Annotated in this window: 13 protein-coding genes; 3 read left to right on the forward strand and 10 right to left on the reverse strand. The window is 67.7% G+C overall.

Features of this window, described 5'->3' with window-relative positions; all coding sequences use genetic code 11:
• Positions 1 to 200 precede the first annotated feature (200 nt).
• The 3 genes from I6N91_RS12960 to I6N91_RS12970 are packed head-to-tail and all read left to right on the forward strand — an operon-like array spanning position 201 to position 3,431.
• Positions 201 to 1,508, forward strand: coding sequence for a sugar ABC transporter substrate-binding protein (locus tag I6N91_RS12960; protein WP_198813218.1), 1,308 nt, complete (start codon positions 201 to 203; stop codon positions 1,506 to 1,508).
• Positions 1,508 to 2,476: a carbohydrate ABC transporter permease gene (locus I6N91_RS12965; protein ID WP_198813220.1), complete on the forward strand. Its 969-nt coding sequence runs from the start codon at positions 1,508 to 1,510 to the stop codon at positions 2,474 to 2,476. The genes I6N91_RS12960 and I6N91_RS12965 overlap by 1 nt, the downstream gene beginning before the upstream one ends.
• A 46-nt stretch (positions 2,477 to 2,522) precedes the next feature.
• On the forward strand, positions 2,523 to 3,431 hold the full coding sequence (locus I6N91_RS12970; protein WP_198813221.1) for a carbohydrate ABC transporter permease: 909 nt from the start codon (positions 2,523 to 2,525) through the stop codon (positions 3,429 to 3,431).
• Positions 3,432 to 3,500: 69 nt separating this feature from the next.
• Here the strand turns inward: I6N91_RS12970 and I6N91_RS12975 are convergent, their stop codons facing one another.
• The 10 genes from I6N91_RS12975 to I6N91_RS13020 all read right to left on the reverse strand — a co-directional run bounded on the left by I6N91_RS12975 (position 3,501) and on the right by I6N91_RS13020 (position 13,613).
• Entirely contained in the window at positions 3,501 to 4,145 is a 645-nt protein-coding gene (locus I6N91_RS12975; protein ID WP_198813223.1) for a DUF3105 domain-containing protein, read from the reverse strand.
• A gap of 81 nt (positions 4,146 to 4,226) precedes the next feature.
• On the reverse strand, positions 4,227 to 4,874 hold the full coding sequence (locus I6N91_RS12980; protein ID WP_198813225.1) for a DUF305 domain-containing protein: 648 nt from the start codon (positions 4,872 to 4,874) through the stop codon (positions 4,227 to 4,229).
• Between the two features lie 166 nt (positions 4,875 to 5,040).
• On the reverse strand, positions 5,041 to 6,342 hold the full coding sequence (locus tag I6N91_RS12985) for an ADP-ribosylglycohydrolase family protein (RefSeq protein WP_198813228.1): 1,302 nt from the start codon (positions 6,340 to 6,342) through the stop codon (positions 5,041 to 5,043).
• Positions 6,343 to 6,465: 123 nt separating this feature from the next.
• The gene (locus I6N91_RS12990) at positions 6,466 to 7,746 is read right to left on the reverse strand and encodes an ABC transporter substrate-binding protein (protein ID WP_198813236.1); all 1,281 of its coding nucleotides are present in this window, start codon (positions 7,744 to 7,746) and stop codon (positions 6,466 to 6,468) included.
• A 59-nt stretch (positions 7,747 to 7,805) separates the two neighbouring features.
• Entirely contained in the window at positions 7,806 to 8,567 is a 762-nt protein-coding gene (locus I6N91_RS12995) for a ThuA domain-containing protein (protein ID WP_198813238.1), read from the reverse strand.
• Positions 8,568 to 8,593: 26 nt separating this feature from the next.
• The gene (locus tag I6N91_RS13000; protein WP_307843352.1) at positions 8,594 to 9,388 is read right to left on the reverse strand and encodes a sugar phosphate isomerase/epimerase family protein; all 795 of its coding nucleotides are present in this window, start codon (positions 9,386 to 9,388) and stop codon (positions 8,594 to 8,596) included.
• On the reverse strand, positions 9,385 to 10,431 hold the full coding sequence (locus tag I6N91_RS13005) for a zinc-binding dehydrogenase (protein WP_198813240.1): 1,047 nt from the start codon (positions 10,429 to 10,431) through the stop codon (positions 9,385 to 9,387). Before I6N91_RS13005 ends, I6N91_RS13000 begins: the two co-directional genes overlap by 4 nt.
• Before the next feature lie 59 nt (positions 10,432 to 10,490).
• Positions 10,491 to 11,402 carry a carbohydrate ABC transporter permease gene (locus tag I6N91_RS13010; protein ID WP_198813242.1) on the reverse strand — a complete coding sequence of 304 codons (912 nt, stop codon included), beginning with the start codon at positions 11,400 to 11,402 and terminating at the stop codon, positions 10,491 to 10,493.
• A complete protein-coding gene (locus tag I6N91_RS13015) occupies positions 11,399 to 12,322 on the reverse strand; it encodes a carbohydrate ABC transporter permease (protein WP_198813244.1) in 924 nt (307 codons plus the stop codon). Before I6N91_RS13015 ends, I6N91_RS13010 begins: the two co-directional genes overlap by 4 nt.
• A 1-nt stretch (position 12,323) precedes the next feature.
• Positions 12,324 to 13,613 (reverse strand): ABC transporter substrate-binding protein, encoded by a 1,290-nt coding sequence (locus tag I6N91_RS13020; RefSeq protein ID WP_198813247.1) that lies wholly within the window; start codon positions 13,611 to 13,613, stop codon positions 12,324 to 12,326.
• Positions 13,614 to 13,620 lie beyond the last annotated feature (7 nt).

A 13,620-nucleotide genomic window follows, 5' to 3' on the forward strand; every position in this document is an offset into this window, starting at 1 on the left:
TTCGCGGGCACCCCGCTCCCGCGGCCGGGCACCCCGCTCCCGCGGCCGGGCGCCCGCTCCCCGCGGCCGGGCGTACCGCGGATGGACGCCAGACCGTGGCGGCGCACCGGACGATAACCCCGCAGGGAGCGGTGGTAAAGGCAGTTCGGGAAAAATTCCGCCGGTGTACATTGTGACCAACCTGACCGGAAGGCACCACAATGACCATCTCCCGACGGCAGATTCTCGGTGGAGCAGGATTCCTCGCAGCAGCGGCGGCCCTTGGTGGCTGTGCGGGCTTCTCGGGAGGACAAAACAAGGACAACAAGGACGGAGGGGAGCAGACCCTCACCTTCACCACCTGGGGCAGCCCCGCCGAGGAGGAGGGCTTCCGCCGCGGAATCGAGGCCTTCAAGGCCGCCAACGCGGGCGCGGACGTCAAGCTGAATCTGGTCCCCTACGAACAGATCTTCCAGAACATCGACGCGCAGCTGCAGGCTGGCACCGCCCCGGACCTCTTCCGCGTTGACTACGGCACCATCGGTGCCTACAGCAGCCAGGACCAGCTCCTCGACCTCAGCGGCTACTTCGATACCGGGGCAAGCGAGGAGTTCCTCCCGGCGATGTGGCAGGCCATCCAGTTCGACGGCAAACCGTATGGGGTGCCCCACCAGACCGATACCTCGGCCGTGGTCTACCGCCGGGACCTCTTCGAGCAGGCCGGCATCACGAACGTCCCGGACAGCCTCGACTCGGCCTGGACCTGGGACGAGTTCCGCGACGTGGCCGAGAAGCTCCGGGGCTCCCTCGCCGACGATCTCTACCCCTTCGTCTACAACTGGCAGCTCGGCGGCTCCACCCGCTGGCTGAGCTGGCTCTTCCAGGCCGGCGGCCGCCTGCTCAACGAGGACCTCACCGCATCGGCCATCGAATCCGACGCCGGAAGGAAGGCGCTGGCATTCACGCAGAGCTTTTTCACCGACAAGCTGGTGCCGCCAAGCAGCTCGGTGAAATCCTCGACCTACGCCGATGGAGCGTTTTCCGCAGGAACAACGGCCATGGCGTTCGTCGGCAACTTCGTGCTGCCCAGCCTCGACGAGGCCATCACCGACTTCGAGTGGGGAGCCACCTACCTGCCGCGGGACGAGCGGGGCGCCTGCGACCTCGGCGGCAATGCTCTGGTGGCAACGAAGAACGCCCGCAATCCCGACCTCGCCGCCGAGTTCCTTCGATTCATGACCCAGCCCGACCAGATGTCGGACTTCTGCGCCCGTGCAATGGAACTGCCCACCCTGAACAGCCTCGTCGACGCCAGGCTCGACTACCAGACGCGCCCGGACATCGCCGGGATTTTCGTAGAGCAGGCCACCACCCTCGAGCCAGAGGACGTCAAGCAGCTCACCTCACCCGCCATGGCAGCCATCAATCCGAAGCTGCGGGACGAACTCGAGGCGGCCTTCACGCAGGGCCAGCCGGTGGACGAGACACTGGAAAACATCGCGGCCGCCGTCGATGAGGCCGTCGGCTGATGTCCGCCGACACCTCGGCCCGCGAGGAGTCGACCGGCGGTGCCTCACCCAGGGCCGGCCCCGGAGCCACCTCCACGGCGCGGCCCGGCAGGGAGCCTCGGCGTCAGCGTTCGACGCTGACCTCCTACGGCTTCCTCGGACCAAACCTCGTCCTCCTCGGCATCTTCCTGTTCCTGCCCCTTGGCTGGGCCTTTCTGATCAGCTTCCAGGAATCGAGCGGGTTCGGCGCGAGCGGCTGGGTGGGCCTCGGGAACTACCGGAGACTCATCACGGATCCAACCTTCTGGCAGTCGGCCCTGAACACGGCGGTCTTCACGCTGATCACCGTCCCGCTCAGCCTGGCCCTCGGGCTGGGGCTTGCTGTGCTGATGAACTCCGTCCTGCCCGGCCGCAGGTTGTTCCGTACGCTGATCTACCTGCCGATGGTGATCTCAGGCGTGGCCACCGCGCTCATGGGCGTCCTCCTGTTCGACGAGGCGACGGGCATCCTCAACAAGCTCCTGCGCGGCGGTGGACTCGCCGGCGTTCCCTGGCAGTCCGAAGGAACCGCTGCGTTCGCCTCGATCATCCTCGTGACCCTGTGGATCCGCGTCGGCTTCAACATGGTGATCTACCTCGCCGGGCTGCAGGGCATCTCCCCCGAGCTCTACGAAGCGGCGAAGCTGGAGGGTGCAAGCTCCTGGCAGCAGTTCCGCCATCTCACCATCCCCCTCGTGGGGCCCTCGACGTTCTTCCTGCTGATCATGGACGTCATCTACTCGTTCCAGGTCTTTGACACCATCTTCGTCATGACCGGCGGCGGCCCCGGCCGCTCGACGTCGGTGCTTGTCACCTACGCGTATGAGAACGGCTTTGTCACACGCGACCAGAGCTATGCGGCCGCCATCGGAATCGTCATCTTCCTGCTCACGCTCATCTTCACGGCCATCCAGTGGCGCGGTAACCGCTCGCGCGACACTGCAGGCTGACCTCCAGCCGGCGCCCGCCACCCGAGATCACCAGAACAGGATTCCCATGGCCTCTCCCCTTCCCCTCCAGGGCAACCCTCCAGCCGCCCCGGCCGCCCCGACCGCCGGGGCCGTTCCCCGGGTTCGGCGGGTTCCCGCCGCGCAGCGCGTTTCCGCCGCCGCCCGCCTGGGAACCGCCGTCGCCGTCGGGCTCGTCATGATGTTCCCGCTGTACTGGATGGTGACGATCGCCTTCTCCCCGAATGCGGACGTCTTCAGCAGGGAACTGAAAATCTGGCCGTCCGAATGGACGCTGGACAACTTCCGCACCGTCTTCGGCAGCTTCCCCACAGCCACCTGGTTCGGCAACTCGGTGGTCATCACCGCCATCGTCACGGTCCTGACCGTCACCGTGAACCTGCTCTCCGGCTACGCCTTCGCGAAGCTCGACTTCCGCGGCAAGGGAGTGATCTTCCTGCTGGTATTGAGCACCATGATGGTTCCCGTGCAGGTCCTCATGGTCGCCCAGTTCCGCCTGGTGACCGAACTGGGCATCTATGGCACGTTTTGGGCCGTCATCCTCCCATCCGCGGCCTCGGCCTTCGGAATCTTCCTGGCCCGGCAGTTCATCATCGCCATCCCCGACGAACTTCTCGAGGCGGCGAAGGTCGACGGCGCCGGTAACATCCGGATCTTCCTGCAGATCATCCTGCCCCTGTGCAAACCGCTCATCGCGGTCCTTGTCCTGCTCACCGTCATGTATCAGTGGAACGACTTCGCGTGGCCCCTGATTGCGCTCAAGGACAGCCAGCTCTTTACGCTGCCCATCGGCCTGCTCTACCTGCGGGGCCAGTACGGGGCGGATTACGGCGCCATCATGGCCTTGGCGCTGGTGTCCATCACGCCCATCGTGATCATGTTCCTCGCGTTCCAGAAGTACTTCGTGCAGGGTCTGGCGCGAAGCGGTATCCGCTAGGAACACAGCCGGACCCGGCGCACCGTCCGAAGTGACGGGCGCCGGGTCCGGGTGGGCGAAGGGTGGGTCCTAGGCGCCGGGGGTGATGCCGCCGGAGCAGGACGCGCCGGGCTCAGGGGTCTGCTCGCCCTGGATGTACTTCTCCATGAACGCCGCCAGGCGGGGATCGTCGGCGGAGTCGACCTCAAGCTGCAGGCCCCAGGCGCTGGCGGCGATCGGGGACTCCTGGTCGGCGTGCGGGCTCAGGACCACGTAGCTGCGGGTGCCGACGAGGTCGGTGAGCGCATCGATCTCGGCCGAATCCAGCTCCGGCTGGTAGCTGATCCAGACGGCGCCGTGCTCGAGGGAGTGGACGGCGTTCGTGTCCGGCACGGGCTCGGTGTACACGCCGCAGTTGAGCCAGATGGGGCTGTGATCCCCGCCGACCGGAGGCGACTGCTCGTAGGTGACTTCCTCCTCGGTGTGCTCCCGGCCCAGGTCCTCGAAGGTCGCCACACCCTCGATCGGCTTGGCGGCAGCCTCCCTGGCGGCGTTGTTGGCCTGGACCTGGTTGACGATCACCAGGGTCACCGCGATGATGATCGCGAGGATGACAGCGCCGATACCGCCGAAAATCAGAGCGCTGCGCTTGCGTTCACTGGCCCGCTGCTGGGCCTGGATGGCGGCAAGCCGTGCCTGGCGGTCCGAGTTCTGCTGGGCTCTCTTCTTGTTCAACGGTTATCTGTCCTTCGTGGCGGAATGGGGAGCGCCCTGCGCGGGCGCACCGGCTGTAGTCCAATCTACCGCCGGTGCCGGCTAACGCCGGTCAAGCAGATCCTGCAGGGCGCCGATTTCGGCCTGCTGCGCCGTGGCCATCTTGGTGGCCAGGGAGCGCACCTTGGCCGTCTCGGCGAGTTCCGCACCGGCCTCGGCCATCTCGGCGCCGGCGGTGTGGTGGTCGATCATGAGTTCAAGGAAGAGGCGTTCGGCCTCGACGCCGGAGGACGACTTCAGCTCTGCGAGCTGCTCCGGGGTGGCCATCCCCGGCATGAGCGCTCCGGCGGTGTGCGCCGGGGCGCCGTCCTGCCCGCCGTGGTGGCCGCCGGCGGAGGAGTCGAGCCACGCCATCGCGGGCGCGGAGCTGCTCTGGGGCAGGCCCCACTCCTCAAGCCAGGCGTACATCTGGCCGATCTGGTGCTGCTGGGTGAGCGCGATGTCGTAGGCGACGGACCGCAGGTCCTCGTCGGTGCTGCGGTCGCGGATCAGCAGGGACATCTCCACAGCCTGCGCATGGTGCACCTGCATGTCGCGGGAGAAGCCGGCGTCGGCGCTGGCCCCGTCCGGGTGGTCCTGCCCGGCGGACACGCGCCCGGCGGTGAAGACCAGGCCCATCAGGGCCAGCACGGCCACTCCGGCCAGGATGAGCAGCAGCCGTTTTTGCCAGAACGGCAGGGAGTTCGTCATGGGTTTCCTCGCTGGACGGTGGGTTCAACCTCCAACCGTAGGCCATCATGCTGGGCGTTGCCTTAATGCCGGCCGGCCCGCGGTGACAGGCGCCAGGCCGGGCAGATGGTGCGTCCGCGGCGCCCCCGGAGGGGATGCCGCGGACGCGCCGGGCCTGCCCGCTGCCCTAGCCGGCCCGGCCGGGGACCAGCCACAGGGTGCGCTCGGCGAGTTCGTCGATGGTGATGTGGTCGTAGCCGCGCACGTCGCTGCGCACGTGCTCGTGTGTGGTGCCCACGAGTTCGGCGGGAACCGCGTCCGCCCCGTGCAGGGCACCGTAGGCGCTGCCCACCGTGGCCGCCGTGGAGTCGGTGTCGCGCCCGCCGGAGATCGCGATGGCGACGGCGCCGGCGAAGTCCCTGCCCCATAGCAGGCCGATCGAGATCAGCGCTGCATTGTGGATGGTGTGGACCCAGCTGTAGTGGCCGAGCGTCTCGTCGACCCAGTCCAGGGCCTCCTCGGGCGACGCACCGCCGTCGAAGAGCTCGAGGACACCGCGGAGGGCCTCGGCCAGCCGGGAGCGCTCGGGGACAACGCGCAGCGCGGTGCCCAGGGCATCCCGTGCCGAATCGGTGGTGAAGGCGGCCGCCAGGAGGGCGGCGGCCCACATCTCCCCGTAGGCGCCGTTGGCGGTGTGGCTCAGGCGGGCGTCGACCAGGGCCAGGCGCGCGGCCTCCGCCGGGTCCCCGGGGTTCACGTAGCCGAAAATATCCCCCCGGATGAGGGCGCCGATCCACTCCCGGTAGGGGTTGGCCTCGGTGGCGGTGGCCGGAGCCTGCAGGCCGGCGATCAGGTTGCGGTAGGCGGCGCGTTCGGCCGTGTAGATCTGGGTGAACGGAAGCCGGCCCAGCCACTCCGCGGCGATGTGTTCGGTGGTGAGGCCGCGCCCGTGGGTTTCGAGCAGGTTCAGGCCAAGGATGGTCCAGTCGATGTCGTCGTCGCGCGGCACCTCGGTGAAGTTCCCCTCGGAGGCCGTCGGGGCCGAGGGGTGGAGCCGGTCCACCCCGGCCGGCAGCGGGTCGAGCAGCCGAATGTAACCCTTCTGGGGCCACTGGCCGGCGGCCCGCAGGTAGGTCTCGACCTCGCCTCGGGTCAGCCCTTCGATCGGCTTGCCCATGGTATTGCCCACGGCCCGGCCGAGCCAGGCTCCCCGGATCCTGCCGGGAAGTTCGGATGGCTCGTACGCCGTCCTTTCTACCCGGCGGGCCAGTTCGAGCAGGACCGCCTCGTCCCCGGGCTCCTCGTAGGACCAGTCCGGGTCGCGCTGCAGTCCGGCGAGGGCCTGCCCGATGGCGGCCAGGCGTGGCAGGTCGGAGGCTTCCGCCGCTTCCCGGGCCTGCTGTTCCAGGTCTCCGACGGCGTAGCCGGAATGCGCCAGCTGTTCGGCCTCGTCGGGAATGATGTCGCGGGGATCGAGTACGTCGTGCATGGTTTTCCTCGTTGCTGGTCAGGGGTGCGGGTTCGGGTGGGGAGTAGAAGGGGGCACTTCGGGTGCGGGGCCCGGGAGGGAGCCCGGGGGGACGGCCCGGCCCGGGCCGTCCCCCCGAGCGTGTTACTGCTTGAAGGCGGAGTCGAGGTCGGCGGCGACGTCCTCCGCGCTCTGCTGATCGGTCAGCATGGCCTGCACGCCCTTCCACATCGCGTCGTTGAAGACGTCCGTCGACAGGACATCGACGTTGGAGCCGAACTCGCCGGTGCCGTCCGAGATCTTCGAAGCGTCCTCGAGAACCTGGGCGAACAGGGGGTCGGCGTCGATGCCCTCGGTCTCCACCGGGAACGGCGGGATGGTGTTGAAGTTCTCAACAGTCCACCGTCCGTGCTCGGGGGTCACCAGGTAGTCGAGGAACTTCTCGGCAGCCTCGGTGTTCTTCGACGCGGCCGAGATGAACGGGCCGGACCCGAGCCCGCCGCTGAAGATGCCCGGACCGTCCTCGGCCGGGAAGGGAATGAAGCCGACCTCGAAGTCGGTGTTCTTGGCGATCTCGTCGGTGGCCCAGCTGCCGGTGGGCAGGATGGCGGCCTCCTCCTTGTAGAAGAGGGCGTTGGCACCGTCGTAGGTCAGGGACGTCGGGAAGTCCGGGAGGTAGCCCGCGGCGTTGAAGGACTTCCAGGTGTCCAGGGCCGCGACAACCTCCGGGGAGGTCCAGGGCATCTCGCCGCCGAGCAGCTTGTCCACCCCATCGGCGCCCACCCGGCTCGACAACGCCATGCTCAGCAGGTGCCCGCCCTGCCAGCCTTCCTTGTCGCTGGCCGCGAACGGGGTGATTCCCTTCTTGGCGAGGGCCGCCGCGGCGGCCTCGAGCTCCCCCAGGTTCGTGGGCTCGCTGATGCCGAGCTTGTCGAAGAGCTGCTTGTTGTAGAAGAGGCCGACGGTCTCGATGTCTCCGGGCACCCCGTAGACCTTGCCGTCGAAGGTCACGCGCTCCTTGGCGAACTCGTAGACGGGCCAGTCGTGCTCCTCATAGGCGTCCGTCAGGTCGTGGAGCAGCCCGGCGTCGGCCAGCGCCCCGGCGTAGCCGGGGCCCGACCCCCAGTTGAAGATGTCGGGGCCCTCGCCGGAGCGCAGCTGGGTCTGGAGCACGGTGCGCATATTGTCGGTGGGCAGGACCTCGAGTTCGACGTCGATGTCGGGGTTCTGCTTCTCGAAGACGGCGATGTCCTCGTTGATCAGGTCGACGGCGGCCGAGTCCTCGGGCTGTTCGATGAGATATCGGATCTGCTCACCATTCCCGCTGTCCTTCTCCGCGGCCGACGAGGTGCCGGTGCACCCTGTGACGGCGAAGGCGAACGCGGCGGTGACCGCAGGGATCCGGAGAGCTGCAAGACGTTTCATGGGGTGCTTTCTTGTCGAATCGGTGGGGTGCGTACGGGTGTGCCTGGCGTGCTGGCCGGTCAGGCCGGGGGGTCCTGGAACCAGCCGCGGGCCGGGTTGGTGACCGCGGGCGGTGTCCGCTCGGCGGAGGGCTGCGCCGCCCAGCGGACGCCGTTGGCCAGGACCCTCCGGATCTGGGGATGGTGGTAGACGGGATACGCCTGGTCTCCAGGGCTGAAGTAGAAGATGTGTCCGCGCCCCCGGGTGAAGGTCACTCCCGAGCGGAAGACCTCGCCGCCGCTGAAGGAGCTGATGAACACCAGGTCATCCGGGGTTGGGATGTCGAAGAACTCCCCGTAGGTTTCCTGTTTCTCGATCACCAGCGGACCCTCGATGCCCGCCGCGATGGGGTGGTTGGGGTTCACATTCCAGACGAGTTCCCGCTCCGCCCCGTTGCGCCACAGCAGGGAGCAGGTGGTGCCCATCAGGCGCGTGAAGATCTTGGAGAAGTGGCCCGAGTGCAGCACGAGCAGGCCCATCCCGCCCAGGACGTGCCGCTGAACCCGCTCCACCACCTCGTCGGACACCTGGTCGTGGGCGATGTGGCCCCACCACAGGAGGACGTCGGTCGCCGCGAGGACCTCCTCGCTGAGCCCGTGGTCCGGATCGGCCAGGACGGCCGTCCGGATCACCGGGTCCCCGTCGAGGAGGAGCCGGAGGCCCTCGGCGATGGCGCCGTGGATGCCGTCCGGGTAGATGGCGGCGACCTCCGGCTCGGTGGTCTCGTGGATGCCCTCGTTCCAGACGGTGATCCGCAGGGGCGGGATGGTGCTGTGCTGCATGAGAATCCGTTCGTCGCGGCTTTCGCCTAGTTCTTCAGCAGGGCCGAGACCTTCGGCAGGACGTCCCGGGCCGGGCCGCTGAGGCGGCACTCCATGGCGAGCCATCCGTCGTAGCCGATCCCCTCCAGCGCGGCGAGCGTCGCGGGCCAGTCGTAGTGGCCGGCGCCCGGCTCAAGCCGGTTGCTGTCGCCGAGCTGCACGTGGCGGATATGCTTCCCGGCGGCCCGGATGGAGGCGGGAATGTCCGCCTCCTCGATGGACATGTGGAAGGTGTCGGCGATGACGGCGACGCCCGGGGACGACACCTCCTCGACGATGGAGACGGCGTCGGCCAGGGTGTTGACCATGAAGTCCTCGTACCGGTTCAGGGGTTCGAGCAGGACCAGGGCGCCTTCGGCCTCGGCGTGGGCGCCGAGCTCCGCCAGGGCCTCGACGAGGACCGCGCGCGATTCCTCGTCGCTGCGGGGCGGCTCGAACGGGGGAAGCCGGCGGCTGAACAGGGCGTAGGCGTTGGGCGTTACGGCGCCGAACCCTCCGGCCTCGGCGATGCCTGAGAGCAGGTCCTTCATCTGTTCGCGTGCGTCCTTGGCCCGAGCGAGGTCGAAGTCACCGATGAAGTGGTCCATGTTGACGCACACGCTGGGCATAACGACCCCGGCGGCCCGGGCCTCACGGAGTTCGGCGGAGCGTCCGGCGAAGATCCCGTCGCCCTTGCCCAGCAGCTCGATGCCGTCGAAGCCGCGTTCCTGCGCGAACTCGAACTTCTCCATGAGGTTCCTGCCCTCAAGGAAGTGTTCCTGGATTGCCAACCGAAAAGTCACTGGTTCTCCTCAAAGCTGAGGACGACCTGGAGTGCGTCCTGCGGGTTTTCGTCGAGCATGCTGAAGGCGGCCGCGGCGTCGGCCAGCGGAACGGTGTGGGAGATCAGGCCGGTGAGGTTCAGCTTCCCGGCGACGGCCAGCTCGATGGCGGTGGTGTTGAGCCGGTAGGTGTCCCACCGGTGCTGCAGTGCCGGGGACACCCCGGAGATCTGCGAGGAGATGACCTGGATGCGGTTGTGGTGGAACTCCTCGCCGAGGCGCAGGCCCATGCCGTCGCCCTGCAGGAAGCCCGCGGCGCAGACGCGGGAGCTGTAGGCCACCGAGCGGATGGCCTCGTGGAGGGCGCGGTAGTTGCCGGTCACCTCGAGGGCGGCGTCGGCGCCGCGGCCTCCGGTGAGCTCGCGGATGCGCTCGGCGACGTTCCCGTCGGCCGGGTCGAGGACGATGTCCGCACCGAGTTCCTCGGCGAGCTTGCGCCGGCCGGCGATACCGTCGACGGCGATCACGCGGGCGCCGTTGAGCCGGGCCAGCTGCGCAACGATCTGGCCGGGAACTCCAAGGCCGAAGACGGCGACCGTCTCACCGACGTGGATGTCGGCGTCGAGGACGACGTTCAGGGCGATGGCCCCGATCTGCGAGAAGATGCCGATCCGGGGGTCCGCGGAGGGGTCGAGGATGCGCGCGGCGGCGTACTCCGCGGTCTTCACGGTGGAGGACCTGTGGCCCCAGGTGCCCCAGATGCGGTCGCCGAGGGCAACGGTGGTCACGTCGGAGCCGATCTCGACGACCTCGCCGACCTCTTCGTAGCCCCAGCCGTGGACCGGGTAGGAGAGGGTCGATTCGCCGTCGACGAACAGCCGCCGCTCGGGGCTCCACTGCTTCTGCAGGTAGGGGTTGCTGCCGCGGTAGGCGGTGAGCTCGGTGCCGGCGGAGATGCCGGAGTAGAGGGTCCGAATGCGGACCTCGTTGCCGGCGAGTGCTGCTTCGGACTCGTCGGTGATTTCCGCGACGCGGGGGGAGGTAAAACTGACAACGGATGCCATGGGGGCGGTGTCCTTCGTGTGTTGGCGATTCTCGATCTAGTGGGGAAAATGTGTCCGGGTCAGCCCTTGACGGCGCCGGAGATGAAGCCCTCGGCCACCTGGCGCTGCATGAGCAGGAACAGGACGACGACGGGGATGATCGTGATGAGGGTTCCGGCGGCCAGCGGTCCGATGTCCAGGGACCGTCCGCCGGTGAACTGGTAGAGCCCGGTGGTGAGGGGCCGGAACTCCCCGCCCGGCAGGTACAGCAGGGGCACCAGGAAGTTGTTCCAGTTCTGGATGAAGGTGAAGACGCCCAGGGCGCCGGCGCCGGAGGACACCAGGGGGAGCATGACCTTCAGGAAGATCTGCCACTCCGAGGCCCCGTCGACCCGGGCTGCCTGCTCCAGTTCCAGGGGAAGGTCGGAGAAGAACGCCCGCATGAAGAAGGTTCCGAAGGACACCCCGGTGGAGGTGAGCACCAGGATGGCGCCGGGGAGGGTGTCGAGGAGGCCGAGCCCGCGGAGCTGGAAGTACAGCGGGATCATGTAGGCGAAGAACGGGACGAGCAGGCCCAGGACCACGAGGTAGAAGGCCACCGAACGCCCCCGGAAGGGGAGGCGGGCGAAGGTGTAGCCGGCCATGGTGGAGAGCACGACGACGAGCAGGGTGCTGGGCACGCTCAGCAGGATGCTGTTGAGCAGGTAGCTGCCGAAGTCGCCCACCACCCAGGCGTTCTGGAGGTTCTCCAGGGAGAACGAGGTGAACAGCCCGAAGGGATTGGTACGCACCTCCTCCTCGGACTTCAGCGCCGTGGAGATCACCAGGATCACCGGGAAGAGGGAGACCGCGGAGAGCACGATCAGCAGGAGGTGCTTGCCCGTCAGCGCAGTGCGCCGGCGGGGCGACATGCCGTTGTCTTCGCGGGTTGTCCGCACCTCGCGCCGGGGTGTGGGTGCCGTTTCAGTGGTGGGTGCCGTTGTGGTGGTCATGCGCCTGTTCCTTGGAGAGAGAGCCGCCGCTGCAGCCGGTTGAGCGCCACGGCGAAGGGTACCGAGAGCGCGGTGATCAGCAGGGCCAGGGTGGTGCCGTAGCTGATCTGGCTGAGCTGGAAGGCGTTGGTGTAGGCGTAGGTGCCAATGACGTTGGTGGCATTGGCGGGCCCGCCGCCGGTCATGATGAAGATGATGTCGAAGACGCTGAACCCGCCCACGAGGGTCACCGTGGTGACCATCAGGAAGACGGGCATGATCTGGGGCAGGATGATGTACCACAGCTGCTGCACGGCGTTGACGCCGTCGAGCCGGGAAGCGTCCATGAGCGCCGCGTCGACGTTGCGCAGCGCGGACAGGAAGATGATGAGCACGAAGCCGGTCGTGGCCCAGATCGCGGTGACCAGGACCGCGTAGAGCGCCGTGTTCGGGTTGCCCAGCCAGCCGGTGGCGAAGGAGTCCAGACCCACCACCTGCAGGGCCTTGTTGACCCAGCCGCTGACCGGATCATAGATCCAGCCCCACACGATGCCGATGGCCACCTGGGGAAGGACGTACGGGAGGAAGAACGCGAGCCGGTAGAAGACGCCGGCGTTGCGGACCTTCCAGAGCAGCAGCGCCTGCGCGAGTCCGATCAGCAGGGGGGCGGCGGTGCCGATGACGATCCAGATGGCATTGTTGCCCAGGGCGTGCCACACCTCGGGGTCGGTGAGCAGCCGGGCGTAGTTCTGCAGGCCCACGAAGGCAGGCGTCGGGTCGATTCCGTCGAAGTCGACGAAGGAATAGTAGATGGCGTTCCCGAGCGGGAAGAGGAAAAACACGATCACCAGCAGCATCAGCGGGCTGATGAGCGCGATGCCGAGGCGGGTCTGGGCCCGCCGGGTGACCTTGGGGGTCGTTATGGAAATAGGTGTGCTCATGTCACTTGTCCTCGGCAGCTTGCTTGCTTGCGGTCTGGAGGTCCTGGGCGACGGCCTCGGCGGTCTTCTGGCCCGTGAGGATGCCCTGGAAGCCGTCCCACATGGTCTTGTTGAAGGTGTCGGTGGTCAGGACGTCGATGTTGTAGCCGAACTCGCCCGTGCCTTCGGCGATCTTCGCCGTGTCCTCGATGACCTGGGCGAACAGCGGGGAGACCTCGAGCCCTTCGGTGTCCACCGGGAAGGCCGGGATGGTGCCGATGTTTTCGACCTGCCAGCGCCCGTGCTCTTCGGACTGGAGGTAGTCCAGGAGCTCGACGGCTCCTTCGGGGTTCTCCGTGTCGGCCGAGATGAAGCTTCCGCCGCCGAGGCCGCCGGTGAAGATGCCGGGGCCGTCCTCGGCGGGGAAGGGCAGGAACCCGACCTCGAAGTCCACCGTCTCCTGCAGTGAGGAGATGAGCCAGCTTCCGGTGGGGTTCATGGCGGCGTCGCCCTTGTAGAACAGGGCGTTGCCGTTGTCGTAGGTCAGGGCGTTGGGAGAATCGGGCAGGTGTGCGTCCTTGGCGAAGCCGCTCCAGGTCTCCAGGGCGGCAACCACCTCGGGTGAGGTCCACGGCATGCTGCCGTCGAGCAGCTTCTCCATCCCGTCCGGACCGACGCGGCTGGACAGGGCCATGCTGAACAGGTGGCCGCCCTGCCAGCCTTCCTTGTCGTTGACGGCGAAGGGGGTCACGCCCGCCGCGGTGAAGGTTTCCGCCGCCTTCTGGAGGTCGGAGAGGTTCTTCGGTTCCTGCACGCCGTGCTTCTTGAACAGGTCCTTGTTGTAGAAGATGCCGACCTCCTCCAGCTGGGTCGGCACGCCGGAGATCTTCCCGTCGAAGGTGACCCGCTCACGGGCGAAGTCGTAGATCTTCCAGTCGTTTTCCTCGTACGCGTCGGTGAGGTCGTACAGGAGGCCCGCTTCGGCGAGGGTGCCGGCGAAGCCGGGGCCCGTGTCGTAGTTGAAGACGTCCGGGCCTTCGCCGGAACGCAGCTGGGTCTGCAGGACAGTGCGGAGGTTCTCCAGCGGCAGGACGTCGAGGGTGACCTCGATTCCGGATTCCTCCTCGAACTCCTCCAGGTCGGACCGGATCGCATCAAGTTCCGATGGGCGTTCGGGCTGGTTGATGAGGTAGCGAAGGCCGTCGGACCCCTCCGCGGCGGCATCCGGCGCGGCTCCGGTGCATCCCGTCACTGCCAGGGCCAGGATTGCTGCGGAGGTTGCCGCCGCCCGGGTCGAAGCTGGTTTCTTCATCGTTGAC

Source organism: Arthrobacter sp. MSA 4-2 (assembly GCF_016405885.1).
In the GTDB taxonomy this organism is placed as follows: domain Bacteria; phylum Actinomycetota; class Actinomycetes; order Actinomycetales; family Micrococcaceae; genus Arthrobacter_D.

Bases quoted from the DNA above. Each gene is read 5' to 3' on its own strand.
- I6N91_RS12960 (WP_198813218.1), top strand. From the start codon at position 201: ATGACCATCTCCCGACGGCAGATTCTCGGTGGAGCAGGATTCCTCGCA.
- I6N91_RS12965 (WP_198813220.1), top strand. From the start codon at position 1,508: ATGTCCGCCGACACCTCGGCCCGCGAGGAGTCGACCGGCGGTGCCTCA.
- I6N91_RS12970 (WP_198813221.1), top strand. From the start codon at position 2,523: ATGGCCTCTCCCCTTCCCCTCCAGGGCAACCCTCCAGCCGCCCCGGCC.
- I6N91_RS12980 (WP_198813225.1), bottom strand. From the start codon at position 4,874: ATGACGAACTCCCTGCCGTTCTGGCAAAAACGGCTGCTGCTCATCCTG.
- I6N91_RS12985 (WP_198813228.1), bottom strand. From the start codon at position 6,342: ATGCACGACGTACTCGATCCCCGCGACATCATTCCCGACGAGGCCGAA.
- I6N91_RS12990 (WP_198813236.1), bottom strand. From the start codon at position 7,746: ATGAAACGTCTTGCAGCTCTCCGGATCCCTGCGGTCACCGCCGCGTTC.
- I6N91_RS12995 (WP_198813238.1), bottom strand. From the start codon at position 8,567: ATGCAGCACAGCACCATCCCGCCCCTGCGGATCACCGTCTGGAACGAG.
- I6N91_RS13005 (WP_198813240.1), bottom strand. From the start codon at position 10,431: ATGGCATCCGTTGTCAGTTTTACCTCCCCCCGCGTCGCGGAAATCACC.
- I6N91_RS13010 (WP_198813242.1), bottom strand. From the start codon at position 11,402: ATGACCACCACAACGGCACCCACCACTGAAACGGCACCCACACCCCGG.
- I6N91_RS13015 (WP_198813244.1), bottom strand. From the start codon at position 12,322: ATGAGCACACCTATTTCCATAACGACCCCCAAGGTCACCCGGCGGGCC.
- I6N91_RS13020 (WP_198813247.1), bottom strand. From the start codon at position 13,613: ATGAAGAAACCAGCTTCGACCCGGGCGGCGGCAACCTCCGCAGCAATC.